We start from the raw sequence: 26,565 nt of genomic DNA, 5'->3' as shown, positions 1-26,565 counted from the left end.
GCCTTCCTGGCCGAGCAGTACCGTCTACCTAAACGATCAGTCGCAGTCGTAAGTCACACCGTTAGCATCAGCGATAGTGCGAATCACGGCCCAGTTTTCCTGATAGGTAATCGGAATAAACTGCGCTTCACCGGAGTTGGCGAATTCGGATTCAAGGGCAGTGCCTTCCCAGTCGTAGCTGAAGAACGCATCCTGAATTTTTTCGGCAAGTTCCGGGTTCAGGTTATTCGCCAGCCCGTAAGCGGTGGTGGGGAAGGTATCGGAGGTGTAGATCACTTCGTAATCGCCCTCTGTCACAACATCACGTGCCAGCATGCGGCGTGCCACTGAGTTGGCGATGGCAGCGGCGTCGTAGTCTTCGTTCACCACACCTAAGATAGAGTTGTCGTGGGAGCCAGAAAAGGCAGTTTCAAAATCTTCGCCCGCTTCCATACCGTACTCGGAGCGCAGCAGTGCAGAGGGCGCGCGGAAACCGGAGTTAGAGGTCTCAGAGGTAAAGGCTAGCTGGCGTCCTTCCAGGTCTTCAACGGTCTCGATGCCGCTGCCAGGATAAGTGATGATCTCCATTTCGTAGCCAAAGCTACCGTCCTCGGCCGCCATCATGGCAAACGGACGGAAACCACCGCAGTTGACCGCGACCGGTACACCACCGGTGTTAAAACCGGCGACGTGCAAACGGCCAGCGCGCAGTGCTTCCTGCTGGGCGGCGTTGGACTGCACGGGGAAGAACTGAACTTCTTTACCCGTTGCTTCGCTTAGATGCTCCAGAAAGTCAGACCATACGTCAGCGTAAACCGCAGGATCTTCCACCGGCGTATAGGCAAACACAAGCGTATCGGGATCGGCCCACTGTGACTCATCGCTAGGCGCATCAGCGATCATATCGCCATCGTTATCGACATAGCGCGATGAAAGATCCGCTGACGCATTCACCGCGACCAACGCGAAAGCGCTGGCAACGGCGGCGCTGATCAATGTGCGGGGAAGCGCATGGGCAAGCGAGGAGATCTGCATGGGGCACCTAAAGCGTTGTTAAAAGATAGCCACAATCCTGACCACTTCAGATGACAACGGCGGGGCATTTATATGACCGCTTGGTGACGATTTTGCTAACGTAACATGACATTGGCGCATTACTGGCTAACGCAGCTACCGCGACGCTCAACAAACAGGCTGTTACCAGGAATTTTTTTGGCTTGATGCTTCAGTTCAGACAGCTCAGCGGCAATATCCAGCGCTCTGCAAGTAGCTGTATCGGTAACAGGTTTTACTGCAATCGACACGCTGACAAAGGGGAAAAACGTCACGCTATTTTGTCGGTTTTCAGTCTGAATCCCGCCTTTCAGCCGGTCCGCTTCTTCATAGAAACCGGGGGCCATCACTTCAAATGAGCGCAGGATTTGGCCGCACACGCTCTCCCAATGGCTGTGCGGTAGCAACATCATAAAATCATCACCGCCAATATGGCCGATAAAGCCACCAGCGCTTTCTACCTGGGCCTGCAGCAGCCGGGATAGCGAAATAATCACCTGATCGCCCCGGGCATAGCCGTAAGCATCGTTAAACGCTTTAAAATTATCCAAATCGACATAAGCGGCGGCAAAGCCCTGCCCGGCGGCTAAATAAGCGACCAGCGTTTCGTTAATCAGGATATTGCCCGGCAAGCCGGTCAACGGATTGGCATGGCGCGCGTGGCGCACCTGAATCGCGGTGATTTCACGCAAAAGGTCAACGATATTACCCATGCCTACGTAATCACCTTCATCATTGGTGATCACAAAGTCTTCCTGCTCAATATCGTGGCTATCGGTCAGTTGCTGGCTCAACACCTCAAGCGGGGTATCTGCTTCAGCCACCAGCATGCGTACATCGGCCACGTCCAATACGCAGCGTTTGGCATACAGCGCATGGCTATAAGGGTTGGTGAACAGGGTTAAAAAAGCATTGCGACGTACCACTGCCACGGGCTTACCGTTCTCCAATACGGCCACACAGCGCAAGCTGGGTTGGCGGCGAAACCGCTCGGAGATGAGTGGCACTGCGCAGTCAGTGGTGATGGCCTCAATCGTGCGCAAAATCGAGCGCGCAGTGCGGCCAGCAGGGCTTTTTAACTGGGTTGTCGCGGGCAGCACCATGTTGAGCTGTAAAGGCGGCTGCGGGCTTGGCCGAGCAAAATAGAAGCCTTGCAGTAGCGCGAGCCCACGGTCGAGTTCCCACAAGCAGAGATGCTCCGCCGCGGTCTCCACGCCTTCGGCTATTAGCTGGCAATCCAAGCTGCGCGCCACATCAAGAATCGAGCGAAGAAATTCGCGCTTCGCAGGCTCCTGATCAATCCCTGAGATAAAGTGCCGATCAAGCTTGACGAAATCGGGCCGCAGCTCTGACCAGTGGCGCAGGCTTGAGTGCCCTGCCCCCAAGTCATCCAGCGCCACCTGAAAGCCCATATCACGGTAGTGATCCACCGCTTGGCGCATGAGCTCATAGTCATGAATCGGCACATGCTCGGTGAGCTCAATCACTACTCGCTCTGGGGGCAGGCCGCTCTCACGAATGAAGCCCAACGTTAAGCCTTCGCGAAAATCACGCTCAACGATGGTTAACGGCATGACGTTAAGAAAGAGCAGGCCGGGCAATTCAAGTTCGGCAAAGCGCTGAATCGCCAAGCGTCGGCAGAGTAAATCTAACTCCACTAGCTGCCCTGCCTGGGTGGCCACATCAAACAGCCGTAACGGCGAGTGCAGCGGTGACGTTTTGGGGCCACGAATCAGTGCTTCGTAGCCATAAATCGCCTGCTGGTTGGCATCCACAATGGGCTGAAAGAGCACCTGCAGCTCTTCGGTCGCAATAATTTGGTTAAGCCACTGCGCTTCTTGTGCGGTCATTTGCCTACTGTCCTATTCATCAGCCCCCGTTTACCTTCACAAGGCAGCCGGGTACTGATGTGCAGCCTTCCCTAGCGGTGATTGGTAGGCTGCAAGCATGCGTCATTTTCGTGACGCTATCATGACAAATGGCTAATCAGGCAGTGAACACCCAACCCCGCTTTTAGCGACAGACACTATTTATTGAAGGGGCTTTTCAGGCGGCGGAAAGACCACATCGCAGCCATCAGCATCCAGCTGGCGAATATCAATCGGGTGCCCTTTTTCGTCCAGCGTTACCAAGCCAATGCCGCTGGCGTTCCAGAGCCGTTCGCCCGCGCTGGCGCGGTCGGGGTCTCGGGGGTGAACGCTCAGTTTGCGACGCTTGGTAAACCAGTTGAGTGGCGACAACGGCGCATATAACCAGCGGTTCAACCGATCAAAGGTATTGAGCAGAGTGGTGGGAAAGGTGTTTTTAATCCCACTCGACGTGATTTGCCATAGGTGGGGGGAGCGCCGCTGATGACGAACCACGATGTCGTAGACAAACGAGTAGTGCACATCGCCCGACAAGATCACGTAGTTGCCGGGGGTTTTGGAGTGTTGCCATATTTGCAGCAGCGTATTGGCCGCCCCGCGATGGGCCATCCAGTTCTCAGCATCGACCACTAATGGCTTACCCAGCGCGGTAAAGATTCTTTGAATACTCTCAATCAATTTGACGCCAAACATCGGGGCGGGCGAAATGATCACCGCGCTTTTGGCCCCCATTAGCGCTTGTTGCATCTCCATCAGCGCTTCCCAATCCATCAACCCAGAAGGATGATTAAGATTGCGCTCGCTGCGCCAACGGCGGGTTCGGGTATCCAGCACGATTAAGGTAGGCGTACCCGGCACTTGAAACTCCCAGCCCTGAAAACGCAGTAGCCGCTCAATGAAGCCATCTTGCTCGGCGCATACCAGCGGCTGGCTGCCATCACCCAGCAGCGTCGAGGCATGATGGGTTAATGGATTGAGCTTATCAGGATCGTTCCCCCAGGCTTGGCAGAGCAAATAAGCCACCAGGGCGTTACCGATAATGCGCTTCGAGAACGGATGGCCGTAAGCGGCGAGCTCCCAGTCAGCGGAAAGGTTCCAGTCATCGGTCACATCGTGATCATCGAAGATCATCAGGCTGGGTAAGTGCGCCATCAGCCGCGCACACTGCGGCAAACCAGCCACGAAGCTGTCTATCACCGCGTGCTCTTGACGATAGAGCTCGGCATTTTTTTGATCTAAAGCAGGCGCGTCGAACGTAATCACTCGCCAGGGCACCGGGGACCATACCAGACAGTACATGGCGAGCATTTCAGCCAGTGTCATCAAATGGTTCTGCGCATTCGCCGACGTAAAGACCGGCTTCTTGACGCCGCTGAAAAAGCGCTTGCGTAGCGCCACATTTTTGGTCACATCCGGCAGCAACTCAGCGCGCTGATAGTAACTATCGGGCGAGTCATAGAGGGCTTGGCTATCGTCCACCGTGGCGCCTTCCAGCCACTCATCCACCAACCCTAGCCGCGCTATGAGCGCATGCACGGCGCGCAGCATAGGGCCAGCAACATCGTCAGCATAAATTTGATCACCGGTCATCAGCAGCCAAGCGGGCCACTCGGCTGGGGCGCCTTGCTGCTCGGCGAGCCAGTTATCGGCGCGCACCAGGCCATCGGCACTGTCGTGATGGGGTTTGCGGCAGGAACCATGCATTAGGCGGTGATGCCGTGAGGCAATCACAAAGGCGGGATAAGCGTCGCCGTCATAACATAGCCATGGCGCCCACTCGGGCAATGAGCGCCACTCGCCCTGCTGGGTTTCCACCTGCAGGTCATACTCAATGCGCTCATCGCAGGGCAGCGGTGACTCCAGCTCAATATCAATTAGATAGATAAAGGCACGCTGGCCGATCGGAATGCACTGCTGGTGATGCGCCAAACCAATCGACGCAGCATCACTCTGCCCAGGCCGCAGTATTAGCGTCATATTTAATCGCCGAGTGGCGACCATCCAAAGTACCAGCCGAGTCGTGCTGATGCGTCTTAATAAGGGGCCGACTAATATATCGGGCAGCGTATCAGTGCCATTCATCCAATGAAGTCTCCGTTATCCATGCGCCACCACAGGCAGCTCGACGACTACCTCTAACCCGCCGGTGCTGGCGCGAGTAAGATGCATTTGGCCGCTATAAAGGGCGACAAGATCGGTCACAATGGCCAGCCCCAGACCACTGCCCGAGCGGTGCTCATCTAACCGTTGACCACGCTGAATCGCCTGCTGGCACTCTGCCTCCGACATGCCAGGGCCGTTATCGCTAACGGTTAAAATCAACCGCTGACCGTCAACTTTCACGTTAAGCTGCACCTCGCTATGCGCCCAGCGCAGCGCATTATCCATCAAGTTACCCACCAGCTCTTGGATATCTTGCTCATCCATTTGCACTCTGGTTTTCTGGCCCCAGCTTTGGCGCAGCACAATACCGCGCCGCTGGGCGAGCCTGGAGAGTCCATTCAGCAGCGGCGTTAGCGTAGGGTGTAGATCAACAGGTGCAAAGCGCACCCCTTCACCCGCCGCGGACGCTCGAGCCAAGTGATGACGTACCGCGCTATCCAAACGCTCCAACTCTACCGCCCAGGCGGCACGGTTCGCTTCTGGAAGCTGACGAAGTTGCAGGCGCATCACACTCAGCGGTGTTTTCAACGCATGGGCAAGATTGCCCGCGGTATGGCGTCCGCGCTCGATCAAGCGCTGATCGCGTGCCAACACCGCGTTCATTGAGGCCGCCAGTGTCGCCAACTCTTCCGGTAAGCGGGTGTCCAACTGTTCGCTGCGCCCCTGCTCCACGTCATGAAGATTGGCGTGCATGCGGCGTAGCGGCGCTAACCCCCAGCGTACTTGCAGTGCTAACACGCCGAGTAGCAACACGCCCAAGCCGATCAACCCGCCCCACAGCAGATGTTGGAATTCACGGATATCGTTGGCGAGCACATCGTCTCGGGCGGCCACGCTGATATGCAGCGGTTCCTCTAACGGGGCCAGGTAGATATCGCGCTCCACCACGCGCAGCGATTGCCCCCGCGGGCCGATTAATGAGCGCGCACTGAGATTTTCATTCTCCACCACTGGCAGGCGTTGATCCCATAGTGAGCGAGAGGCCAGGGTATGTTGCCCGCCATCGGTGATTTGCCAGTACCAGCCGGAGTAGACATTCTCAAAACGCGGGTCGCCCAGCGCCCGGTCATGGACAAGCTGCTGCGCTAAACGGTCATAAGTCACGCCCGCCATGATGACATTAAGCGTCGCGCCAAGACGATCATCAAAGGCCTGAGTGGCCGAGGTATGGTAATGGTGAGAAAGTAGCGTGCCAGCGATAGGCAGGGCCAGCCCCACCATCACTAACACGGCCAGCAATAGCCTCAGGCTGATGGAACGCCGCGCCCAACGACCCCGCCAAGCCGTTTTGGCTTGACTCATTCGCTGCCGGGCTCTTCTGCTAACAGCCGATACCCTTGGCCCCGCTGGGTGGCAATTCGCCAACTGCCCAACTTACGGCGCAGGCGGCTGACCTGAACGTCAATCACGTTAGAATCAGGTTCATGGTCACGGTCGTAAACATGCTCTGAAAGCTCGGTACGGCTCACCACTCGCGGTGCGGCATGCATTAAATAGCCCAGCAGGCGCGTCTCCTGTGCGGTTAAGCCGACCGGGCGCCCTACCAACGTCACGTGCTGGGTGTGGGTGTCTAAACTCAGTTCGCCCACTTTGAGTACTGGGTGGGCGTGTCCGTGGCTGCGGCGCACGAGGGCGCGCAAGCGAAACAGCACTTCCGCTGGCTCGAACGGCTTAGTGACATAGTCATCCGCGCCAGCGGTAAACCCCGCGGCTTTATCCGCCCACCGCTCACGAGCAGTTAGAATCAGCACAGGCAGATCAATGCCGTCTTCCCGCCACGCCGCTAGCCAGCGCGTGCCGTCTCCATCGGGTAGCCCTACATCTAAAATCAGTGTGTCGTAGGCTTCAGTACGTACTAAAAAATCAGCATCCTGACCGGTCGCCGCATGCTCTACCAGCCAGTCACCATCACGCAACGCTTGGCCCAACTCACGCGCTAGCGCTTGATCGTCCTCTACCAGCAAACACTTCATTGGCTAACTACCCTTTTCGATAACGACTTGGGAATACAAATAACGCGATGGCAACTAGGCGTGTCGTAACGGCTCTAGCGGCGCATATCATTAATACGCACGCCCTCGATAGACATCAGCTGGCCATTATGGCCATCGAATTCAAATTCGACGACTTGACCCTGCGGGCCGAGCAGCTTGATTTCGTACTCCACGTACCCTCCTTCACGCTCCACTTCTACCTCCAGCACGTCGCCTATGTAGTGAGCTTCCAGCCAATCTAAGATGGTGTCGAGGGGAACAACCTCTCCGCGGCCTACTTCGCCATGCAACGATTCCCATGGCTGGTCACCCACCGCACTACCCGCCAGCAATAGCACCAGGGCCAAGCCAGTGACATTGCGCCGAGCGCTTCGCGGTATGCTGCGTAGCGGCTTTATAAAGTGACGGAGGAGTTTACTCATAGTGTCAGCATGCCAAAGACAACATGAACGCTAGATGAACAGTTTTGTCAGCTTAAGGAAAGTATAGCGATGGTATAAATTCCCTGTCGCATTCGTTGAGTGTCAGTCACTCATTCACGTTTAAATACGTAAAGAAGGAATTTGCTATGAATACCATGAAAAAAATGCTGCTGATCCCAACCTCTGCCCTGCTACTTGCAGCGGCGGCGGGCAGTGCCCAGGCCGATTCGCTGCCGATGGATCGCATCGATGACGTATTGACCCATTCCAATGATTACGGGTTCAGCCACTACGAAGAAATTAGCGTTAAAGGTCGCGGCCGCGTAGAAGTAGAAGGGTGGCTGGACGAGGAGTGGTACGCCGATGTGGATTTCTCCCTTGATAACGGTGATACGCTAGAAGAGAAACGCGAGCGCCTAATTACCGGTGCCTGGGGCATGAGCGAAGACGATATCCGCCAGGCCTTAGACGTTGCCCGCCAGGAAGGTATGGTTGAGTTTGAAGATCTTGATATCGACAAGAGCGGCATCATCGATATCGAAGGCCGCGGTGAAAATGGCCGTGAGCTGGAAATCAGTGTGCGTCAGGGCTCTTCTGAAGTTACCCAAATTGACCGCGATTAACAGTCTTAGCTAATCGCTTTGCGGGCTCCCTATAGGGAGCCCGCTGCGCTTTAAGCGTCTTTAATCAACGACAGTCCTGACAGTTTCCCCGGGCCATAATAGCGGCCGCAATGCGTTCGATGCCCTGGCGATAGGCAGCTTGTCGGTAGGTGATATCCTCCGTGCCTGCGCGCGTTAACACCTTGCCAGCCTCTTCACTCAGCAGTGCGTCCAAGCGTTCATTCACCTGGGCTTCACTCCACTTTTCTCCCGCCCGGTTTTGCAGCCACTCAAAATAACTGACGATCACGCCGCCTGTATTGGCGAGCACATCCGGCAGCACCGGCACATTACGCTTGGCAAGCGTTTGATCAGCATCGCTAGTCAGTGGTCCATTGGCGATCTCTAAGATAGCGCCTGCTTTCACCTCGTGCACATTGTCGCAGTGAATTTGGTTTTCAAGCGCCGCCAGCGCTAATACATCCACGTCCAACGCCAGCAGCTCATCCCCCGTCATCGCTTTCCCTGCTTGGCTGTCGGTCACCTTACCGCTATTCGACTTAGCCTGTTTAACAGCCTCAATATCGAGTCCATCTGAGTGGTAGCAAGCACCAGTGGTATCGGATACCGCGACGATACGATAGCCACGTTCACTGGCTAACCGCGCAAAGTGGTAAGCCGCGTTACCAAACCCCTGCACCGCCACAGTGGTCTCTTCCGGTTGTCGCTTTTCACGCTCGGCCCACAAATCGAGTACTTTTAGCGCGCCTCGCCCCGTGGCGGCCACTCGCCCTGGCGAACCGCCTAACGGTAATGGCTTTCCGGTAATGGCCGCGGGCACTTTAGCCCGCACGATTTGCTCATACTCATCAATCATCCACCCCATGACCGTGGCATCGGTATTCACATCGGGGGCAGGAATATCCCGGTCAGGGCCCATAATGTCGGCAATGGCACGAATATAACCACGCGCTAGCCGCTCACGCTCTAGTGAAGAGAGCGCCTTGGCATCCACCTGGATGCCCCCTTTCCCGCCGCCATAAGGTAAGCCAACCACCGCGCATTTAACCGCCATCCAGAAACTTAGCGTAGTGACTTCATGCTGGTTAACATCGGGATGAAAACGCACACCGCCTTTGGCGGGCCCTAAACTGGTGTCATAGTGGACTCGCCAGGCGGGAAAAGCTTTTAAGCTGCCGTCGTCCATCCGCACGGGAATACTCACCTGCAGTGAAAGACTGGGCTGCATAAGGCGCGCCTGGGCATCCGCGTGAATATCGAGCGCCTTGAACACATCTTCCAAGCGTGAACGGGCATCCTCAAACAGCGCCGCGCCTATTTCTGGTGTTAGTGTTCGGGGAGCCGTTTTTTCAGCCTGCTTTTGGGGCACTTGGCTATTCGTCGTTTTGGCCGTTTGATTTTTCGACTTAGCCTTTTTCGTCTTAGCATTACCCATGCAATACGCTCCTTTCCTTGGCCAGGGTAGGACTTCAAGAGATTAACGTTATAACGTGTTTACAGCGTAGCAGCTGGCGGCCAAACCATAGCACTGAGCTAATCAATGAGTTGAGGAGAAATTCGTGCTGAATGAAGGCGGTGATGGCGCGGTGAATGAGAAGAAACCTGGCACAGCGGTGCGGTTGGATTCAGGACCCTTTTATTCAGGGCTAAGTGACCCCGTACTACGCGATATAGCTTGGCTAATCGCCACACCGGACATTGTGGAGCTGCCGCCGCCCATTCCCTGCGCAGGGCGCCCCACTATGGAAGAGCTGGGGCTTGAGCGCGCACTGCTTCCCTGGCTACGCCAGCTTGGCCGACCGCCGTTGAGCGCATTGAACGGAAGCCGGGCGATGCGCATGGGTCATTATCACGAACGGCTGTGGCACACGCTGTTAGACCACGCACCGAATACGCGGCTGCTGGCCCGCAACGTGCGTATCAGCCGAAAGCGCAATACGCTCGGCGAGCTGGATATGCTCTACCGAACGCGTGCTAACCCGGCACCGGTGCATTTGGAAGTGGCGATCAAGTTCTACCTGGGGCTGCCCGAGGGGCCAGGCGCGGCCACCAGCCAAAGCCGCTGGATTGGCCCCGGCGGGTTAGACAGCCTAGCGCTTAAGTGTGGTCATTTGCGCCGCCATCAATTGCCGCTTTCCACAACGGTACCCGCGTTGGAAACACTCACTCATTGGCTGACGCCACGGGACATTGGGGTTTCTAGTAAGGAGTTAGGCGAGCAGCTAACCCAGCGACTGGCAATGCCGGGCGTGCTGTATTATCCCTGGCACGCGGTAATGCCAGCGCCCGAAGGCGCGACAGCCGATCACCGCCGTGGGACGTGGTGTTACTTACGCGATTGGCCTGAGATGGCAGCCCGCTTTCCCACCATGCCGAGAATGGTCTGGCTGGAAAAACCGCACTGGCTAGCACCGCCTTTAGATAGCGCCTTTCGTCCCGCTAAGGAGGTACTGCCCGCCATTATCGAACAGGTTCACGCCTGGCGCGCTCCCCAGCAAGTGATGCTGCGTTACTCAGAAAGAGAGGATAATGAACAACGTTATGAGCGGCTGTTTTTAGTGCCCGACAACTGGCCACGGCAAGTACCTCTACCGCCACGCATTCGGGACTAAATGACGACAAGATTATCGCGATGAATCAGCTCGTGGGCCTCAACGTAACCAAGGATCGCTTCAATCTGGTGGCTGGGCTGGCCTGCCAACTGGCGCGCTTCTTCGGCGCCGTAGTTAACCAGACCCTTGGCCACTGAGGCGCCCTGTTCATCCACACACACCACCATATCACCACGCTTAAAGCTGCCCTGCACATTGCGCACGCCGACCGCTAATAGGCTAGAGCCTTTATCGCGCAGTACTTTCACCGCACCGGCATCCAGTACCAGCGTGCCGCGCACCTGCAATTGCCCCGCCAACCAGCGTTTGCGCGCCGCCATGGGCACTTGATCCGGGCGCAACAGCGTGCCTAACGACTCGCCCGCCATAATCCGGTTGATAACATCAGGCTGGCGTCCACTGGCAATCACCGTGACCGCCCCAGAGCGCGCCGCTAACTGCGCCGCGCGCACTTTGGTGGTCATACCGCCCCGCCCCAGCGCTCCCCCGCTGCCTGCCATAGCGGCTAGGCGAGGGTCGTCCGCGCGCCCTTCGGCAATCATCTGGGCGTTGGGGTTGTGGCGCGGGTCGGCGTCAAACAGGCCTTCCTGGTCGGTCAATAGCAGCAGTGCATCCGCTTCCAGCAAATTGGCGACCAGCGCCCCTAGCGTATCGTTATCGCCGAAGCGGATCTCATCGGTTACGACGGTGTCGTTTTCATTAATTACCGGCACCACACGCATCTCTACTAACGTGCGTAGCGCCGACAGCGCATTCAGGTAGCGCTTACGGTTAGAAAGATCGTCGTGGGTAAGCAGGATTTGCGCGGTGAGCATGCTGTGGCGGGCAAAGTGTTGTTCATAACACTGGGTCAGACCATTCTGGCCAACGGCAGCGGCCGCCTGAAGCTCATGTACAGCGCTGGGGCGCACTTGCCAGCCCAGCCGCACCATGCCCGCCGCCACCGCGCCAGAAGAGACCAGCACTACCTCTATCCCCTGCTGATGCAGGGCGGCAATTTGATCGACCCAGCCACCAATGGCGGCTTCGTCCAGGCCACGGCCATCGTTAGTGAGTAGCGCACTGCCAATCTTCACCACGACCCGCCGCGCGCGGCTCAGCGCGCCTCGCCCTAGGATTTGCTCGTTACTTTCCATGCCACCCCACCTTCACCAGGCACTGACACTAAGGCGCGTACTCGACTTCAACATCGTAATCATCGTCGTCGAAGTCTTCATCATCTTCATCGTCACGCTTACGGCGACGCCCCAAACGATCTTCGGTACGCGCAACCGACTCTTCTTCCATGCGGCGGCGCATTTCCTGCTCACGGGCCAGCGCTTCTTCATCTTCATTCTCAAGACGACGCTGCTCAGTCAACCAGCGGTAGGCTGCCTGAACCAGCTTATCGGTGCCGTCGCTGCTGATCGCCGAAATGCGGAACACCGGGCCTTCCCAGTTGAGCGCCTGGATAATCTTCTGAGCGCGCTCTTCACGCTCCTCTTCCGGCAGCAGGTCAAACTTGTTCAGCACCAGCCAGCGTGGCCGCTCGGAAAGCGCTGGCGAGAATTGCCCCAGCTCGTGAACAATGGCCTTGGCAGCCTCGACCGGATCAGACTCGTCAAACGGCGCGACATCGACCACGTGAAACAGCAGCCGCGTGCGCGTCAGGTGCTTCAAAAAACGTAGCCCTAAGCCTGCGCCTTCAGAGGCCCCTTCGATCAAGCCGGGTACGTCGGCCATGACGAAGTGCTCGTGCATCCCCAGTTTTACCACGCCCAAGTTGGGCACTAAGGTGGTGAACGGGTAGTTAGCGACCTTGGGCTTGGCAGCCGACACCGAGCGAATCAACGTCGATTTACCCGCGTTGGGCATGCCTAGCAAGCCAACATCGGCCATCACTTTCATTTCCAAACGCAGGTTGCGGCGATCGCCATCGGTGCCCGTTGTGGTGCGGCGGGGCGCGCGGTTGGTCGAGGACTTAAAGTGGATATTACCCAATCCACGCCGTCCACCTTCGCCCACCAAGACCACTTGACCGATTTCGGTCACATCAGCGATGACTTCCAAGGTGTCTTCATCGATCACCGTAGTGCCCACCGGCACTTTTACGTGCAGGTCTTCACCGGCCTTGCCACTCATTTGACGGCCCATGCCGCCCTGCCCGTTCTGGGCTTTATAGAAGCGCTGGAATTTAAAATCGATCAAGGTATTAAGTGCATCGTCACCAATCAGGTAAACGCTGCCACCATGACCGCCATCGCCCCCATCGGGGCCGCCCCTGGGCACATATTTTTCGCGGCGAAAGCTAAGACAGCCATTGCCGCCTTTGCCCGCCTCAACAATAATCGAGGCTTCATCGACGAACTGCATTGGATACTCCCGGCCGCTTCCGCCGCCCTAATATGCACTGCTTTTTTCCCAACCGTTTATTCCCACCAGCATACTGGCAAAGACTGACCGGTAAAGTCATAGTGGAAAAGCGTATTGGAAAAGAGATTTAACCGACAAAAAAGCCCCGCCATAGCGGGGCCTTTTTTTCTCGTAATTTTTTCTTACAGCTCTTTTAAGCCAATTACGAGCGCAACGCTGACCGTTTAGGCAGAAACGATGCTAACAAACTTGCGGTTTTTCGGACCTTTGGTCTCAAACTTCACAAAACCGTCGCTCAGAGCGAACAGAGTGTGGTCACGACCCAGGCCTACGCCAGTGCCCGCGTGGAAACGCGTGCCGCGCTGACGCACGATGATGTTACCTGCAGTCGCCGCTTGGCCACCGAAGAGTTTTACACCTAACCGTTTGGACTCGGAATCGCGACCGTTACGCGTGGAGCCGGCTGCCTTTTTATGTGCCATTGCAAAATCCTCCTAAGGGAATTGACTGCTTACGCAGAAATTCCGGTAATTTTGACTTCAGTGAACCACTGGCGGTGGCCCTGACGCTTCATGTGGTGCTTACGGCGACGGAACTTGATGATAGTGACTTTATCGCCACGGCCGTGGGAAACCACTTCGGCAGAAACTTTAGCACCACCGATCATCGGCGCACCAATGTTGAAGTCATCACCGTCTGCGACCATTAGCACTTCATCAAACTCAATCGTTTCGCCGGTAGCGACTTCGATTTTTTCAAGCTTGAGGGTTTGACCTTCTTGAACACGGTACTGCTTGCCACCGCTTTTAATAATTGCGTACATGTCGCTCTCCGGACTTGTCGTTAATGCCGGTTACGCCCCGCGTAACCAACGCTCATCGCCTTCCGCTCTTATCGACCTGCTGCGAGTGGCGCCCCTTTTGGAGCCATCTGACAGGGAGCATGATGAGTGGGTCGCGGATTATAACGACTATCGCTGCTTACCACAAGACCACAGGCCGTTGTCAATTGCTAAGTCCGTTAACGACTAAAGTGTAACCGTCGCTCGTATCTTGACGCCCAACAGGCAGCCCCATAGCATGACCCCAACACTTGACCACATCTACTCCACAAATACGGGCGGCACTTACCGCCTCCATCTGCCGCGATGAACGGATTCCATGACCGCCAACGTCTCCTCAGCCCAGCCCGTCAGCCCAACGCCTTCACCGCTGCACGCCGTGGTGGCCGATGACTTCGCCGCCGTCAACCGCACAATTGTCGAGCAGCTCAATTCCAAAGTACCGTTGGTTGAAACCATCGGCCAGTACATTACCGAAAGCGGCGGCAAACGGTTGCGCCCTTTATTGGCACTTCTAGCCGCTCGCTCACTCGACTACACCGGCGACAAGCATATACCGCTGGCCACGCTGATCGAGTTTATGCACACCTCCACGCTGCTGCACGATGACGTGGTGGACGAATCGCATATGCGCCGCGGCAAGAAAACCGCCAACGATGCCTGGGGCAATGCACCATCGGTATTGGTTGGTGACTTTCTCTATGCCCGCTCGTTTCAAATGATGGTTGATGTCGGCTCGATGCGCATCATGGCAATTCTTTCCGGCGCCACCTGCATCATCGCCGAAGGCGAAGTGCTGCAGTTGACCAATATCGGCAACCCCAGCATCTCAGAAGAGGATTACTTCGAGACCATATTAGGCAAAACCGCCATGCTGTTTGAAGCGGCCTCCCATAGCGGCGCCGTATTGGCGGAGGCAACGCCGGAACAGGAGAAAGCGCTCCAGTACTACGGCCGCTATCTAGGCTTAGCCTTCCAACTGATTGACGACCTGCTGGACTACCAGGGCGACGCCGATGCCATGGGCAAAAACGTTGGCGACGATCTAGCCGAAGGCAAGCCAACGCTGCCACTGATCCACGCCATGGAGCAAGGCACGCCGGAACAGGCCAAGCTGATTCGTCAGGTGATTCGCGATGGTGGGCTTGAGCAGCTAGACGCCGTGCTGGAAATTATTCACGCCACCGGCGCACTCGACTATACCCGCCAGCGCGCCGAAGAGATGGCTGATAAAGCCCTGCAGCAGTTGGAAGCCTTGCCGCCCAGCGCCTACCGCGACAGCATGGCCCAGTTGGCCCGCTTAGCGGTTGATCGCCAAGCATAAAATTCGCCACAACCCTTGCTTAAGGGCTTGAAAAAGCACGCTTGGCTCAGTATGATCCACCTCCGTTATTGAGAACAGATGCACACTTCTCAATAACTTTCGGAATATAGCTCAGCTTGGTAGAGCGCTGCCTTCGGGAGGCAGAGGTCGTAGGTTCGAATCCTGCTATTCCGACCAAGAATACTATTAAAAACGGTCACTTAGCTAACACAGCAAGTGGCCGTTTTTTGTTGTGTCTGACGCTAGGTGACATATAGGTAGCACTGGAGTCAAATACACCACAGAATGATGCGATACGACACATTCTGTGGTGTATCGCTTGCGCTGTTCACTTAAAGTGTCAAACTACAGATATGTACTACAAAGTAAATCACACCCAAAAACTTCAATTCTGATCACTTGCTTGGTCAGGTTGATTGAGCTTTTGAAAGCACCTAGCAATAAGCTAGGGGGTAAACCATGACCGCATTCACTAACATAGGGCTTTATAGCCCCAAGCAAGCAGAGCGCCTGATTGGCGTAGAAGCGGATAAAATTCGCCGCTGGCTCATGCCTGCACGGTCGTCTAAGGGCCCTCTCTGGGAACCCGAACCCCAAGCGTTAGGCGCAGAAGACACCCTCAGCTTTAAAGATCTGCTCGAACTCCGTGCTGTGGCTAAATTCCGTAGCCACAATGTGAGCTTAACGGTCATCCGTGAAGCATTGCATGAATTAAGTGAGCTTCTACAGCGGGATTACCCACTCATCAATCCCCAGCTGTGTACCGATGGCCAAAAAGTATTCCTCAAAGCACTAGAGGAAAGCGGCCAAACAGCAGTGATTGACCTGGTTAAGCGCCAAAACGTATTCGAAGATGTGATAGTGCCCTCACTCAGGGCAGGCATCGAATTCGATGCAGAGGGAGACCCTGTGCGCTGGCATCCAGACCCCGAAGATCCCAGCATCGTGATCGACCCACGCTTTGCATTCGGCAAGCCCATCGTGCTGCCTAGCCACATGCCCACCAGCACACTAGCCCAAGCAGCCGAGGTAGAAGGCAGCGCAGAAGATGCAGCCCGTGCGTATGATGTGACGCAAGAGGAAGTAGAGCGTGCCGTAAAATTCGAAGAAAGGATTTTATCGGGTGCACTTCTTCATTGACGAAAATATCAGTCCTCGCATTGCCAACGCACTTAACCACCTAGCCAAACTCTGCAGTGAAAGCCACACGGTTTTGCATGCCCGTGAGGTCAACGGCGGCCCTGGCATGCCGGATGAAGTATGGCTAGAACAGCTCAAGCAGTCTGATAAAACCTGGGTTATCCTTTCTAAGGATCGCTTTCAAAAAGGTGATCCTGAAAGGTTGGCCTTCGAGAATTGCGGGATCACCACGATTAACTTGGGTAACGACTGGAAAAAGAAGAACGTATGGGAAACAGCGTTGCGCTTGATTGAATGGTGGCCTGTCATATCAAAAGAAGTTTTACAGACCCCAGGGCCCATGCACTACGACCTGACCTGGGTAAAATCCACCAAACTGAAAGGTCGTATAAAAGCCGTCAAGTAACGCATATACCCCAAGGTTGGATTAGGTGTCGTGCGGTTCACTCCACATAGCCTTTTTTGTTGCCTTATGCTTATGCCGAGGCGCTGGCCCCAAGCGTGTTATTAAGCGGTAAATTCATCATGGAAAGTTATTGCTGTTGCAAAAAAAGTTATTGACCGCCCAGCTTGTCAGTCATCAGCTACACGACCCAAAACTGCGTTTGCACTATTCGTACATTTAACCTGTCAAGCACCACTCTTCCACGCATTCGGTAATCTCTTTTGAGGTATCACCTTGCTGGAAAGGAACTTTCATACTTTTTAAATAACGAGCAAAGTCGTCTGCTTCTTTCTCTGCCGACTGCAAGACTTCTGTACGCATGCTTTGCTTATTGGGACGCAATATAAATATTTTCCCCCCAGAGAATAGCTTTTCATTTAATGCTAGCGATATATCGCGATGGCCCATTAAAAGCTCGCTCTGAACTTTTTCGGCCGAGGTAAAATCAGCCGAAACAAGAGTTGCAGCTTCTCTTTTGCTATTAGGGCCCTCAGCCTCACGCCTGAAGGGTAGAAATATCTTAAAACCACCTTCAGTCATAATAATGGGGTCTTGCGGTACATACTTTGATGCAACATCTTTTCCAAATCGCTCAGACAAAGCATCGTACACACTTCGCGAAGCAGCTTTTCTCGTTATAGGTACATGACGAGTAGTTCTATGGGTTGTAATGCTTAAAGGCACCAAGTCAGAGACTAATCGGCTTAGGATTTGGTCAGCACTTTCTCCTTGCGCGAAGCCACCTTCAGTGAAGTGAAGCTGTGGCGTCCCTAATTCAAAGAAATTACTCTCGTCATTAACAAGTTCACTAGCGATCTGACATGCAAGTTGGGCATGAAAGATAGCTTCTTGCCCATATAGGCAGCGCAGTCGAACAAATTCAGCAATAGTATGAATTGCTCTTTTACCTTCGCTGTCTACGAACGCAATACCGATATTCATACGCTCACTGGCGGCCACGTCTGGAGTCCATTGGACGCGATACCATGTGCCCTTTACGGATGGCTTAGACACCGACTTCTGCTTTTTAAAAATCTCATCAATCAGCATGGTTACACCGCCAGCAGATTAAGAGCTTGGCTTAGGCGTGCTTCGCCCTGAGTCGCTCTGGTATGGAAAAAATTATCAATTGAGCTGAGTCTAGCAGGATCTGGCCCCAAGAATGCCCCCCACCAATAATCTAGCTCGGATTTTGCAAAGGCAAATGCATCAGGGTGTGATTTTGCCGCCCGGGTGATAAAAGCTGAGTCAAAAGGCAAACCATGCTCATGATGCATGATGGCCATCATCTGATTTTGATAGCTTGCACTCGGGTCAAGGCACTGGTCTGTCCACATCAGACGAACGGGAAGGTTGCTGTGATCGATAATGAAGGCATTTTTCTCGTCTTTAATTAAAAAGTTACCTAAATTTCTATCTTCATTAGCGGCCCAATCATCGAACGCGATCAGACGAGGAGCTCCATGCCAGCCACTAAGTAGTTGGCGTGTGAGACGAACAGCGATCTCGATCGGTAAATTTTCAAATCTGGAATTTGGTGAGCTACCAGGCGCTTCGCTGATAGCAAATGCGTATGGATATACGTCATTAGAAGCTATGCCAAGCGAATCAATGAGCGTATCACTAAGCTCAACAACGCCAGCATGTTCGGGAATGGGTAAATAGCAGGCACGGGCAATCACATAGCCAGTGATTTCATTAACCACACCCAGGTAACGATCATTGGTGAAGCATTTCAGATAGCTGCGTCGCTGCTCACCATCAGGCCAGCGTATGTCGCAGGCAAAAGTCTCAGCCATTGCCCCATCTTGGGCTCTACCCCTAAGGCTGCATACGTCATCGGCACCAATGAGCTTGATAACATAATTCTGCATCCTACCCCACCACATTTGAGAGTTTATGAGCTGCCAGCCCAATCAGGCAAAAATAAATCACAACACTTTATCCAATTGACAAGGAGTGGTGCATCACCACCTGCGTATTAACTGCACCTTGGCTATCAAGCCGTTGCCACCATTAATGGACAAAAAGTGTGTACTCTAAGTCAATGCAAAACCCTCAGCCACACCACATGGCTGAGGGTTTTGTTGCCGACAATATTCTGGCGAAGCGCTTGCGCAATGCGTGCTATTAGGTGACAACACCACTATGACAAATAAATTTAACCGATGATGTAAGCCTTTCGCTATAAGTTTGTAAGAAAAAGCCTACACCGCCCAACACCTAGCCTGCCTGACGACCATCCTCTTGAACTACTGTGCAGTCACAAAGCAGCCTTGACCACCATACCCTGGCAACAACCGCCCACTCGGCGAGACTTTAACAACCGATACTCACCTTCCCCTTCTGCGACCACCAGATCGACTTGGCCAAATGAACGTGCTTTATCCACCGCCCGCATATCCTTCGCGTGACAGTATCATCTGAGCTGCCCCTAACTTTCAGAACATCCCTGTGGGCCGCTAATACGATCCCGCTCACTCCGCTTAGCCTGATAAAGCGCATCGTCGGCGTCCTTGAGCAGCAATGAAAGACTTTCCGGATCTGCAATTTCCCTGCTGGCAAGCCCCATACTTAGAGTAACTAGTCCCGAACTTGTCACTGGGTGGGGGATAGCACTTTTATGCACACCGTTTCTGATTCTGTGGGCCACTTGCTGAGCTAGTGACATGGGCACACCCAGCATCAGTACCAGGAATTCGTCACCACCCAGCCTTATCGGATAGGTCTCACCCACTTTGAGGCTGCTTTGAATCACCTGTGCCACCTGCTGTAAACAAAGGTCACCCTGAAAATGCCCCAAGGTATCGTTGTAGGGTTTGAACTGATCAATATCGATCATCAAGGCTGCTACCTGAAAATGGCGCCCCTTACTCAACAGAATATTACTCAAACGCTCTAACGCCCGGCGATTGCCCATATCAGTAAGTAGATCAGTTTCCGCCGTGATCAGCGCATTCTGGTACTCCTGTTTTAAAGCAGTCGTCATGTTCTTAGCCTGAGTGATATCAACACCAATACCTAGGTGTAGACCTATCTCAGGAACCAGCGTTTCCGTCATCAACAGCCAGCGGCCATCCCATGCGTCAATTTCAAACTGGCGGTAGGTTCGTGTGCGACGCTTTGCTAACGCCGCCTGAATCCAGAACTCAATATCATCTGTCTCAGCAATCAGCCCATGGCCTTGGGAATAGTTGTCACGCACAATATCCGGCCAAGAGAGGTGTGCTCCCTGCGGATAGCAGATCAGGTCGTAGTAGTGGGCATTACCATAAAGCAACCAGTCCTGATTATCGAACAGGGAAATTGCTGCGCCACTATTATCAAACAGATGGGCCGCCACTGGCAGAATCTGCGCTAGTGGGTCGGAATTATCATTCGACGAAAACGTCACGACATCTGCCCCCTACGGTGCTTTGTATCCAGCTATAACAGATCGACTCCAACAAACCTATTAGATCAACGATAGTACTGCTCTTTAACCACTTTAAATTTACTTTTAGCCCCCATTTTTAAAGCCAGTATGAGAAGCGCAACTCCTCTTTCCAACTATCTTTTCAAGGCAAGACTGTCGCTGAAAGCGGGCAACTGTTGGCCTTGTCGAGTAGTTTAGTTCACGAAAGCAGATACCTAGCCTGCTAACAACTATGCTACGATCGTCGTTTGTGCTTTAAATCCTTTCCCTTCTTTTGATATGGAAAAAAGACCATTAGCCAACTAACACACATTAAGGCCGTCCTCCTTTTTGCCAGCACCATGACCGTGATGTCAGGGGCGATTATTGCGCCTGCGCTGCCGGGTATTAGCCGCCACTTCCCCGCCCAGCCCCAAGTGATCATTCAACTGATCCTGACCATTCCAGCGCTGATGATTACGCTTTTCAGTCCATTAATGGGTTATCTCGCCGACCGTTTTGGGCGCAAGAAACTGCTTCTAATGATGCTGTGTATCTATGGCTTTGCTGGGGTATCAGGCTTTTTTATTGATCGTGTGGATTTACTGTTAAGTTCACGGGCACTGATGGGCATTGCCGTGGCGGGCATCCTCAGTATTAGTACTACGCTGGTGGGTGATTACTTCGACGGCACCGAGCGGGTGCGCTTTCTGGGCTTGCAAAGTAGCTGCATGGCGTTGGGTGGGGTTATTTTTATCAACCTTGGCGGCCTGCTTTCCGACTGGAGCTGGCGCGGCCCATTTTTACTCTACTTAACCGGCGTACTTTTACTGCCTTACGCCTGGGCGATTCTACAAGAACCCAAGTCCAGTGATGGAGCTGGCAGTAATACAGGCAGTGCGCCGGTGAAGGTAGATTATATGCGTACCGGCATTGGCTACCTTATTGCCATGATCAGTATGGCGATGTTTTATATGTTCCCTGCGCAACTGCCTTTTTTGCTCTCGCAACAAGGGCCAATCAGCGGTGTAGCGATAGGCATCGCGCTTTCTATGTCAGCACTCACCGCCAGCATCGTTGCCTTTGGCTACGGCTACTACAAACCGTTTCTGTCGGTGATGACGATCTATGTCTTGGGATTCTTACTGGCGGCGACCGGCTTTTTAATCGTCGGCTTCACCCAAAGCTACGCCATGGCCATTGTCGGCGCGGCCATCTCCGGTTTTGGCTTAGGCGCCTTTATGCCGAACACCACTACATGGTTGATGCGAATCACTCCGCAGCGAGTCCGCGGGCGGGTATTTGGTGGCTTTACCTCGACCTTCTTCTTTGGTCAGTTTATCTCTCCCGTAGTCGTCGCCCCGGCGGTCATCTGGCTGGAGTCACTGCGTAATGTGTTTACCGGCATGGCGGTGGTGTGCGGTCTGCTGGCCGTCGTTCTGATCATCCTGGGCAAGACCACGCTAAAGGCAGACAGCCAGCTTTGAAAGGCGGCGAGTGCGCCGCCTGTTCTTATGCGGGTGGATGAATCAACCCAACCACACTGACCAGAATTAGCACCGCCCCCAGCACGCGGAAGAATAGTCCTGTGTCCGCTTTCAGCATATAGCGGTGGGCTTTCTCGCCGGCCAGGTGGCCAATGAAGGCACAGGGCAGCAACCACAGCTGGTGGATAAGTTGAAGGTCCACGCCTGCAATCAGGAACGAGACCATCTTGATGACCACCAGAATAAACCACAGCACAAACATGGTATCCCGCAGCTGCTCCTTGGCCACATGAGCAGCGAATACCGCCACAATGAGCGGCGCGCCAATCAGCGACGTACCGCTGACATAGCCCCCGAGCGCCAGCAGCACGTAGTCGACATATTTGTTTTTACTCTTGAACGGTCTGTTGAGTACGTAGCCAATGGCATAAATGAACACAATGCCAAAAATAATGCTGGTCATGACTTGAGCGGGGAGCGTTAACAGCCCCACCACCCCAATCAGCTTGGGGATGATCATGATTTTCAGGGCTTTGAACAGGTACCTCCAATCGATATTGCTCTCAGGGGAATCGGTTCCCACGCCCTCTTTCTGCAGTTGGCGATGACCGTTCCAGGCAATCCAACTGGAGAAAATCAGCAGATGAATAGCAATAATAGGTAAGAAAACCAGAGGTTCGTTTGTCACTAGCAGTAGGAACGGCAGCGCCAGTACAGCGCCGCCAAACCCTAGGCTGGTGCGCACAAAACCGCTCCAGGCAAAAATTAGCCCGATAATCGCATACTGGTACCAGAGTAGATCTGTCATAGCTCGCGTTAGGGTCCTAAATTATGGGTTGGGATTTCCCAGCGACCACCAGCTTGGCAATAGCGAGCGCACGCTGGCCTGGGCAAAACGATCATCCATTAATACCACAACGCCCTCATCTTCAGGACTGCGAATCACCCGCCCTGCGGCCTGCACCACTTTGATCATGCCAGGAATGCGGTAGGTATAGTCGTCACCTTGACCAAAGCGCGCGTTTAGCCGCGCTTTAAGTGCTTCGTTAAAGTCGTTAAAGGGCGGCAGCCCCAGCGTGGCAATAAAAGCGCCAATCAACCGATCACCGGGCAGGTCGATACCTTCCGCAAAGGCGCCGCCTAATACCGCAAAGCCGATACCTTTTCCGCCGGGTGTAAAGCGCGCTAGAAATGCTTCCCGGGCAGCCTCGGGCATGCCACGGGTTTGGCTGAAAACGGGCACGCCTGGGTGCGCCTCGCGAAAGTGGTTCAGCGCGGCTTCCAGGTAGGCAAAGCTGCTGAAGAACGCCAAGTAGTGGCCCGGTTTGCGCTGATACTGCTGCGCCATGGTTGCCACCATCGGCTCAATCGATGCCTCTCGATCACGAAAACGAGTCGAAATATCGCTGCGAATACGCACTTCAAGCTGGTGCGCGCTGAAAGGGGAAACGACCTCGCGCCAGGGCGTACTCCTCGGCAATCCCAAAAGATCCCGGTAGTAGTGAGCGGGATTTAACGTGGCTGAAAACAGTACCACCGAGTGCGCGGTATTAAACCGAGCAGACAGAAAGTCGGCGGGGATCAGATTGCGTAACCCGAGCACCGCCCGCCCGCGGCCATGGCGAGTAATGTCGCATAGGGAGTGCTCACCAAAGCGCTCCGCCAAGCGGCAGAACGCTAGCGCCTCAAACAGCAGTTCTTGAAGCTCAAGACTGGTTTGCTCGGGGTGCTCGCCAAGATAATCAGTGATGGCAGACCCGACCTGCTGAGCGGCGGCCACCAGCTTATCGGGTAACGCCGATAGCAGTCGGTAGGATGGTTTACTGGTTTTTCCGAGCTTAGCCCCGCCCTCATCTTCCAGCCCCGCGTCTTTCACTACGTGTTGCCATTGGCGGGCTAAGCGCCCCAAAGGCCCGGCAAGCGCTTTGGGTGATGACCGGCGTATACGATTGACACGCTGCTGATCGAGCTCAGCGCTATACATTCCGCGGGCGCGCTCCACTAGGTTATGTGCTTCATCGACCAGTACGCCCGTTCGCCAATCGTTGGCCTGGGCCAAGCCGTGCAGCAGCGCGTGGCTATCGAACCAGTGGTTAACATCACCGACAATCACATCCGACCAGCGCGCCAGCTCCTGGCCGAGATAATAAGGGCAAACATCATGGGCCAACGCCACCTCGCGCAGCGCTTCGCGATCCAGCCACCCCTTCTCCACCGCCGCTTGGCGGGCAACAGGTAAGCGATCATAAAAACCGGCAGCTAGCGGGCAAGACTCACCATGACAAGCGCGGTCGGGATATTCGCAGGCTTTTTTCCGCGCCACCAGCTCAAGCACACGCAGGGGCTGGGCTTCATCGCTCTGGCTGGCGCGCAGTGTGGCGAGAGTATCCAACGCCAAACGGCGGCCGGGGGTTTTCATGGTCAGAAAGGCAATGCGATCCAGCTGCTGACGCGGCATCGCTGAAAGCATGGGGAACAGTGTGCCCATGGTTTTACCGATGCCGGTGGGTGCCTGGGCGAGAAGGCAGCGCCCGGTGCTGGCGGCTTTATAAACGTCTTCGGCAAGTTCGCGCTGGCCGGGGCGAAAGGCGGCGTGGGGAAAACGCAGGGCTTGTAGGCCTGCGTTTCGGCGCTGGCGATGGTCTGCCTCCTGTTCCGCCCAGACAAGAAAGCGGCGGCACTGGGTGGCAAAGAACGCCTGCAACTCCGCGGCGCTGGCGTCTTGGCTTAGTAGCGTCTCGTTACCGCTGGCGATATCCAGATAAACCAGCGTTAGGGTGATCTGCTCAAGGCTTCGCTCTTCGCACAGCAGCGCGCCGTAGACTTTCACCTGCGCCCAATGCAGCGCACGCTGATTATCCGCCATGCGTTCCAAGCTGCCGCGATGGGTTTTGATCTCCTCCAGGCGATTGTTCACGGGATCGAAACCATCCGCTCGGCCTGTGACAGTCAGTTGTTCATAACGACCAGAGAGAGGTAGTTCGGCAATATAGTCTGCCCCGCGTCGACTGGCGACGAGAGTGTGTCCTTCCATGCCTTCCTGGGCGCTGGGGGCAGGGGTAAAGCGGTGATCAAGATCCCCCTCCCGTGCGGTGAAATCACATAGCGCCCGCACCGCCACACGGTAGCCAGCCGGTTCGTTCATGGCGTTTCTGGCGCATTAGTAAGCCAGCGCACGTAACACACCGCGACGGGAATATTATGGCGGTGAAAAAATGTCAGCCAGCGGCGCTGGTTATCCTGCAACCGATCACCGGGGCCTTTGACTTCGATCATCCGGTAGCGTGGCTCGCCAGCCGGTGCGTCAGGCATAAACTGAATCAAATCCGGCAGACCGGCCCGGTTGGCTTTTAGATCGCCCAGCAGCCGCTCAAAACAGTGCCGAAGATGCTCAGGCGGGATACATACCAGCGCCAACTCAATGAGCGCCTCATCAACGATTCCCCAGTGGATAAACGGCGAGGCAAGGCCCGCCTTCTCGCGCCAAGTCGTCTGAATGACTTCGCGGTAGCTGCCGTCTTCCAAGTGCCCTAAGCAGGCATCGAAAAGGTCACGCCGACGCGTCACAAAATCGTCACGGTATAAATCCGCCGGACCATTGTGGAAAGGATGGAAGAAAGCACCCGGCAAAGGGGCGAAAATAGCCGGCCAGCAGAGCAGACCAAACAGCCCGGTCAGCAGCGCATTTTCCACGTAGTAGACCGGCGCCCCAGGCTCGCTGAGTGCCTCGACCACGGCGCGTTCGACCCACTGCGGCCCAGGCAATGATAAGTCCCACCGCTCATGGGCGGGTTCGGGATCGCTCGGCAAAGCAGGCAATTTAAGCCGTCGCTGCAAGCGTGGCAGCAGCCGCGCCAGCGCTTGGTGCTCTGTCTCATTGGGGCTACTAGTAAGTGCCTGGCTCGCCAATTCAAAAGCGGCCTGGTGCTCGCCCTGCCTTTCCAACACCCGAAGCTGGCGTATCCGCGCGTCGCTGCTGTTAGCGTCGCGATAAAGCGTCAGCGCTAGCGCTGCGTCTCCGCTACGCTCTGCCTCTCGACCCAACTGCAGCAGTAACCGTGCACGCCGCGTAGCTAGCCAACGGTTGTCCGCGCGCGGCGGCACCTCAATATGGAGGTGGGCGGGCAATTCTCCTGCATCGAGACGTTGACGCAGTTGATGGAGCACTAAGTAGGTATCCACTTCCTGACGCGACTGGAAGGCGCGCGAATGCGGCGTAAAGGGCACCGCCTCGAAGCGTTGCAGCCCCAGCTCGGTCAACACAAACTCCGCCCAGTCCTGACGCAGGTTGCCAAAGAACATCAGCCGCAGCCGATCGCAGGTCGCCATTACCTTGAGACGCACGATTTGATCGCGGGCATCGGGCCACCATGCTTGTAAGGGTGCGATGTGTGTTAGTTGGTTTGTTAGCGCGTCATAGAGCGCCGCTTTGGCACTCGATGCGCTAAGCCCAGCGGCGCGTATCTCATCGGCCAGCAGGTGGCGAAGCTCGGCAAGGCGCAGCTGGTTAAACAGCTCATCGACACTAAGCGCCGGATCGCTATCGACCCAGCCCAGCGCGACCAGTGGCGCTATCGCCTCAGCGCTGTCGCCCACCTCGGCATAGTTTAATTTGCTGAGCCTAAACAGCTCGCCTTTGCGCATGACCATGCGCACCAGCAGCGCTTGCGAGGCCTGCGGTAAACGTTCGAACTGCTCAAGAAAAGTAAGCTCGTCTGCAGCCAGCAGATCAGCATGGCGCTCCCCCACCCAGGCCAAAACGAAGCGGAAGTTCGTCAGGTAATAGAGAGGGTCATTGAGGGAGGCTGTAGGGGTCGCGAAAGCACTGTTCATTTATCCATTGTAACAGTGCTCACACGAGCCCGTCA

24 protein-coding genes and 1 tRNA gene are annotated in these 26,565 nt (G+C 55.1%); 7 read left to right on the top strand and 18 right to left on the bottom strand.

Annotation, left to right across the window (positions count from 1 at the left end; all coding sequences use genetic code 11):
- Positions 1-36: 36 nt before the first annotated feature.
- The 6 genes from phnD to ACXUPB_RS01175 form a co-directional block, all read right to left on the bottom strand.
- Positions 37-1,014, bottom strand: coding sequence for a phosphate/phosphite/phosphonate ABC transporter substrate-binding protein (phnD, locus tag ACXUPB_RS01200; protein WP_472954940.1), 978 nt, complete (start codon positions 1,012-1,014; stop codon positions 37-39).
- A 119-nt stretch (positions 1,015-1,133) separates the two neighbouring features.
- Positions 1,134-2,882, bottom strand: a complete 1,749-nt coding sequence (locus tag ACXUPB_RS01195) for a bifunctional diguanylate cyclase/phosphodiesterase (RefSeq protein WP_472954937.1) — start codon at positions 2,880-2,882, stop codon at positions 1,134-1,136.
- Between the two features lie 180 nt (positions 2,883-3,062).
- The gene (locus tag ACXUPB_RS01190; protein ID WP_472954934.1) at positions 3,063-4,982 is read right to left on the bottom strand and encodes an alkaline phosphatase D family protein; all 1,920 of its coding nucleotides are present in this window, start codon (positions 4,980-4,982) and stop codon (positions 3,063-3,065) included.
- Between the two features lie 15 nt (positions 4,983-4,997).
- Positions 4,998-6,365, bottom strand: a complete 1,368-nt coding sequence (locus ACXUPB_RS01185; RefSeq protein WP_336275114.1) for a sensor histidine kinase — start codon at positions 6,363-6,365, stop codon at positions 4,998-5,000.
- Positions 6,362-7,036: a response regulator transcription factor gene (locus tag ACXUPB_RS01180; protein WP_336275113.1), complete on the bottom strand. Its 675-nt coding sequence runs from the start codon at positions 7,034-7,036 to the stop codon at positions 6,362-6,364. Before ACXUPB_RS01180 ends, ACXUPB_RS01185 begins: the two co-directional genes overlap by 4 nt.
- 74 nt (positions 7,037-7,110) lie before the next feature.
- Positions 7,111-7,479, bottom strand: a complete 369-nt coding sequence (locus ACXUPB_RS01175) for a PepSY domain-containing protein (protein ID WP_472954931.1) — start codon at positions 7,477-7,479, stop codon at positions 7,111-7,113.
- A 146-nt stretch (positions 7,480-7,625) separates the two neighbouring features.
- Here ACXUPB_RS01175 and ACXUPB_RS01170 point away from each other — a divergent pair, with 146 nt between their 5' ends.
- Positions 7,626-8,102 carry a hypothetical protein gene (locus ACXUPB_RS01170; RefSeq protein WP_101147062.1) on the top strand — a complete coding sequence of 159 codons (477 nt, stop codon included), beginning with the start codon at positions 7,626-7,628 and terminating at the stop codon, positions 8,100-8,102.
- Positions 8,103-8,166: 64 nt separating this feature from the next.
- Here ACXUPB_RS01170 and ACXUPB_RS01165 read toward each other — a convergent pair whose 3' ends face one another.
- Positions 8,167-9,537, bottom strand: coding sequence for a Glu/Leu/Phe/Val family dehydrogenase (locus ACXUPB_RS01165; RefSeq protein ID WP_472954929.1), 1,371 nt, complete (start codon positions 9,535-9,537; stop codon positions 8,167-8,169).
- 178 nt (positions 9,538-9,715) lie between these two features.
- Here ACXUPB_RS01165 and ACXUPB_RS01160 point away from each other — a divergent pair, with 178 nt between their 5' ends.
- A complete protein-coding gene (locus ACXUPB_RS01160) occupies positions 9,716-10,714 on the top strand; it encodes a DUF1853 family protein (protein WP_472956651.1) in 999 nt (332 codons plus the stop codon).
- Here ACXUPB_RS01160 and proB read toward each other — a convergent pair.
- The 4 genes from proB to rplU form a co-directional block, all read right to left on the bottom strand.
- Positions 10,711-11,850 carry a glutamate 5-kinase gene (proB, locus tag ACXUPB_RS01155; protein WP_336275108.1) on the bottom strand — a complete coding sequence of 380 codons (1,140 nt, stop codon included), beginning with the start codon at positions 11,848-11,850 and terminating at the stop codon, positions 10,711-10,713. The genes ACXUPB_RS01160 and proB overlap by 4 nt on opposite strands.
- 28 nt (positions 11,851-11,878) lie before the next feature.
- On the bottom strand, positions 11,879-13,066 hold the full coding sequence (gene cgtA, locus ACXUPB_RS01150) for an Obg family GTPase CgtA (protein WP_008957070.1): 1,188 nt from the start codon (positions 13,064-13,066) through the stop codon (positions 11,879-11,881).
- Between the two features lie 224 nt (positions 13,067-13,290).
- A complete protein-coding gene (gene rpmA, locus ACXUPB_RS01145) occupies positions 13,291-13,548 on the bottom strand; it encodes a 50S ribosomal protein L27 (RefSeq protein ID WP_008957069.1) in 258 nt (85 codons plus the stop codon).
- 29 nt (positions 13,549-13,577) lie between these two features.
- Entirely contained in the window at positions 13,578-13,889 is a 312-nt protein-coding gene (gene rplU / locus ACXUPB_RS01140) for a 50S ribosomal protein L21 (protein ID WP_176304985.1), read from the bottom strand.
- Between the two features lie 337 nt (positions 13,890-14,226).
- Here rplU and ispB point away from each other — a divergent pair, with 337 nt between their 5' ends.
- The 4 genes from ispB (at position 14,227) to ACXUPB_RS01120 (ending at position 16,777) form a co-directional block, all read left to right on the top strand.
- Positions 14,227-15,231, top strand: coding sequence for an octaprenyl diphosphate synthase (ispB, locus tag ACXUPB_RS01135; protein WP_176304984.1), 1,005 nt, complete (start codon positions 14,227-14,229; stop codon positions 15,229-15,231).
- A gap of 100 nt (positions 15,232-15,331) precedes the next feature.
- A tRNA-Pro gene (locus ACXUPB_RS01130) sits at positions 15,332-15,408 on the top strand.
- A 282-nt stretch (positions 15,409-15,690) separates the two neighbouring features.
- Positions 15,691-16,371 carry a MerR family transcriptional regulator gene (locus ACXUPB_RS01125; RefSeq protein ID WP_176304983.1) on the top strand — a complete coding sequence of 227 codons (681 nt, stop codon included), beginning with the start codon at positions 15,691-15,693 and terminating at the stop codon, positions 16,369-16,371.
- Positions 16,355-16,777: a PIN-like domain-containing protein gene (locus ACXUPB_RS01120; protein WP_472954924.1), complete on the top strand. Its 423-nt coding sequence runs from the start codon at positions 16,355-16,357 to the stop codon at positions 16,775-16,777. The genes ACXUPB_RS01125 and ACXUPB_RS01120 overlap by 17 nt, the downstream gene beginning before the upstream one ends.
- 216 nt (positions 16,778-16,993) lie before the next feature.
- Here ACXUPB_RS01120 and ACXUPB_RS01115 read toward each other — a convergent pair whose 3' ends face one another.
- From ACXUPB_RS01115 to ACXUPB_RS01100, 4 genes are all read right to left on the bottom strand, one after another.
- On the bottom strand, positions 16,994-17,866 hold the full coding sequence (locus ACXUPB_RS01115) for a hypothetical protein (RefSeq protein WP_472954921.1): 873 nt from the start codon (positions 17,864-17,866) through the stop codon (positions 16,994-16,996).
- Between the two features lie 2 nt (positions 17,867-17,868).
- Entirely contained in the window at positions 17,869-18,615 is a 747-nt protein-coding gene (locus ACXUPB_RS01110; protein WP_472954919.1) for a hypothetical protein, read from the bottom strand.
- A 464-nt stretch (positions 18,616-19,079) separates the two neighbouring features.
- Positions 19,080-19,208, bottom strand: a complete 129-nt coding sequence (locus ACXUPB_RS01105) for a hypothetical protein (protein ID WP_472954917.1) — start codon at positions 19,206-19,208, stop codon at positions 19,080-19,082.
- A 42-nt stretch (positions 19,209-19,250) separates the two neighbouring features.
- On the bottom strand, positions 19,251-20,210 hold the full coding sequence (locus ACXUPB_RS01100; protein ID WP_472954915.1) for a sensor domain-containing diguanylate cyclase: 960 nt from the start codon (positions 20,208-20,210) through the stop codon (positions 19,251-19,253).
- A gap of 314 nt (positions 20,211-20,524) precedes the next feature.
- Here ACXUPB_RS01100 and ACXUPB_RS01095 point away from each other — a divergent pair, with 314 nt between their 5' ends.
- Positions 20,525-21,697 carry an MFS transporter gene (locus ACXUPB_RS01095; RefSeq protein ID WP_472956649.1) on the top strand — a complete coding sequence of 391 codons (1,173 nt, stop codon included), beginning with the start codon at positions 20,525-20,527 and terminating at the stop codon, positions 21,695-21,697.
- A gap of 25 nt (positions 21,698-21,722) precedes the next feature.
- Here ACXUPB_RS01095 and ACXUPB_RS01090 read toward each other — a convergent pair whose 3' ends face one another.
- The 3 genes from ACXUPB_RS01090 to ACXUPB_RS01080 are packed head-to-tail and all read right to left on the bottom strand — an operon-like array spanning position 21,723 to position 26,530.
- The gene (locus tag ACXUPB_RS01090; protein ID WP_472954913.1) at positions 21,723-22,505 is read right to left on the bottom strand and encodes a TSUP family transporter; all 783 of its coding nucleotides are present in this window, start codon (positions 22,503-22,505) and stop codon (positions 21,723-21,725) included.
- A gap of 21 nt (positions 22,506-22,526) precedes the next feature.
- Positions 22,527-24,842 carry an ATP-dependent DNA helicase gene (locus ACXUPB_RS01085; RefSeq protein ID WP_472954912.1) on the bottom strand — a complete coding sequence of 772 codons (2,316 nt, stop codon included), beginning with the start codon at positions 24,840-24,842 and terminating at the stop codon, positions 22,527-22,529.
- A complete protein-coding gene (locus ACXUPB_RS01080; protein WP_472954911.1) occupies positions 24,839-26,530 on the bottom strand; it encodes a VRR-NUC domain-containing protein in 1,692 nt (563 codons plus the stop codon). Before ACXUPB_RS01080 ends, ACXUPB_RS01085 begins: the two co-directional genes overlap by 4 nt.
- Positions 26,531-26,565 lie beyond the last annotated feature (35 nt).

This window comes from Vreelandella sp. DA03-1M, from assembly GCF_055725665.1.
Note: the sequence above shows the minus strand (reverse complement) of the source record. Positions and strands in the feature narration are given on the sequence as shown.

Excerpts from the sequence above, each read along its gene's own strand:
- phnD (WP_472954940.1), bottom strand. The coding sequence starts at position 1,014 with ATGCAGATCTCCTCGCTTGCCCATGCGCTTCCCCGCACATTGATCAGC.
- ACXUPB_RS01195 (WP_472954937.1), bottom strand. The coding sequence starts at position 2,882 with ATGACCGCACAAGAAGCGCAGTGGCTTAACCAAATTATTGCGACCGAA.
- ACXUPB_RS01190 (WP_472954934.1), bottom strand. The coding sequence starts at position 4,982 with ATGAATGGCACTGATACGCTGCCCGATATATTAGTCGGCCCCTTATTA.
- ACXUPB_RS01185 (WP_336275114.1), bottom strand. The coding sequence starts at position 6,365 with ATGAGTCAAGCCAAAACGGCTTGGCGGGGTCGTTGGGCGCGGCGTTCC.
- ACXUPB_RS01180 (WP_336275113.1), bottom strand. The coding sequence starts at position 7,036 with ATGAAGTGTTTGCTGGTAGAGGACGATCAAGCGCTAGCGCGTGAGTTG.
- ACXUPB_RS01175 (WP_472954931.1), bottom strand. The coding sequence starts at position 7,479 with ATGAGTAAACTCCTCCGTCACTTTATAAAGCCGCTACGCAGCATACCG.
- ACXUPB_RS01170 (WP_101147062.1), top strand. The coding sequence starts at position 7,626 with ATGAATACCATGAAAAAAATGCTGCTGATCCCAACCTCTGCCCTGCTA.
- ACXUPB_RS01165 (WP_472954929.1), bottom strand. The coding sequence starts at position 9,537 with ATGGGTAATGCTAAGACGAAAAAGGCTAAGTCGAAAAATCAAACGGCC.
- proB (WP_336275108.1), bottom strand. The coding sequence starts at position 11,850 with ATGGAAAGTAACGAGCAAATCCTAGGGCGAGGCGCGCTGAGCCGCGCG.
- cgtA (WP_008957070.1), bottom strand. The coding sequence starts at position 13,066 with ATGCAGTTCGTCGATGAAGCCTCGATTATTGTTGAGGCGGGCAAAGGC.
- rpmA (WP_008957069.1), bottom strand. The coding sequence starts at position 13,548 with ATGGCACATAAAAAGGCAGCCGGCTCCACGCGTAACGGTCGCGATTCC.
- rplU (WP_176304985.1), bottom strand. The coding sequence starts at position 13,889 with ATGTACGCAATTATTAAAAGCGGTGGCAAGCAGTACCGTGTTCAAGAA.
- ispB (WP_176304984.1), top strand. The coding sequence starts at position 14,227 with ATGACCGCCAACGTCTCCTCAGCCCAGCCCGTCAGCCCAACGCCTTCA.
- ACXUPB_RS01125 (WP_176304983.1), top strand. The coding sequence starts at position 15,691 with ATGACCGCATTCACTAACATAGGGCTTTATAGCCCCAAGCAAGCAGAG.
- ACXUPB_RS01115 (WP_472954921.1), bottom strand. The coding sequence starts at position 17,866 with ATGCTGATTGATGAGATTTTTAAAAAGCAGAAGTCGGTGTCTAAGCCA.
- ACXUPB_RS01110 (WP_472954919.1), bottom strand. The coding sequence starts at position 18,615 with ATGGCTGAGACTTTTGCCTGCGACATACGCTGGCCTGATGGTGAGCAG.
- ACXUPB_RS01090 (WP_472954913.1), bottom strand. The coding sequence starts at position 22,505 with ATGACAGATCTACTCTGGTACCAGTATGCGATTATCGGGCTAATTTTT.
- ACXUPB_RS01085 (WP_472954912.1), bottom strand. The coding sequence starts at position 24,842 with ATGAACGAACCGGCTGGCTACCGTGTGGCGGTGCGGGCGCTATGTGAT.
- ACXUPB_RS01080 (WP_472954911.1), bottom strand. The coding sequence starts at position 26,530 with ATGAACAGTGCTTTCGCGACCCCTACAGCCTCCCTCAATGACCCTCTC.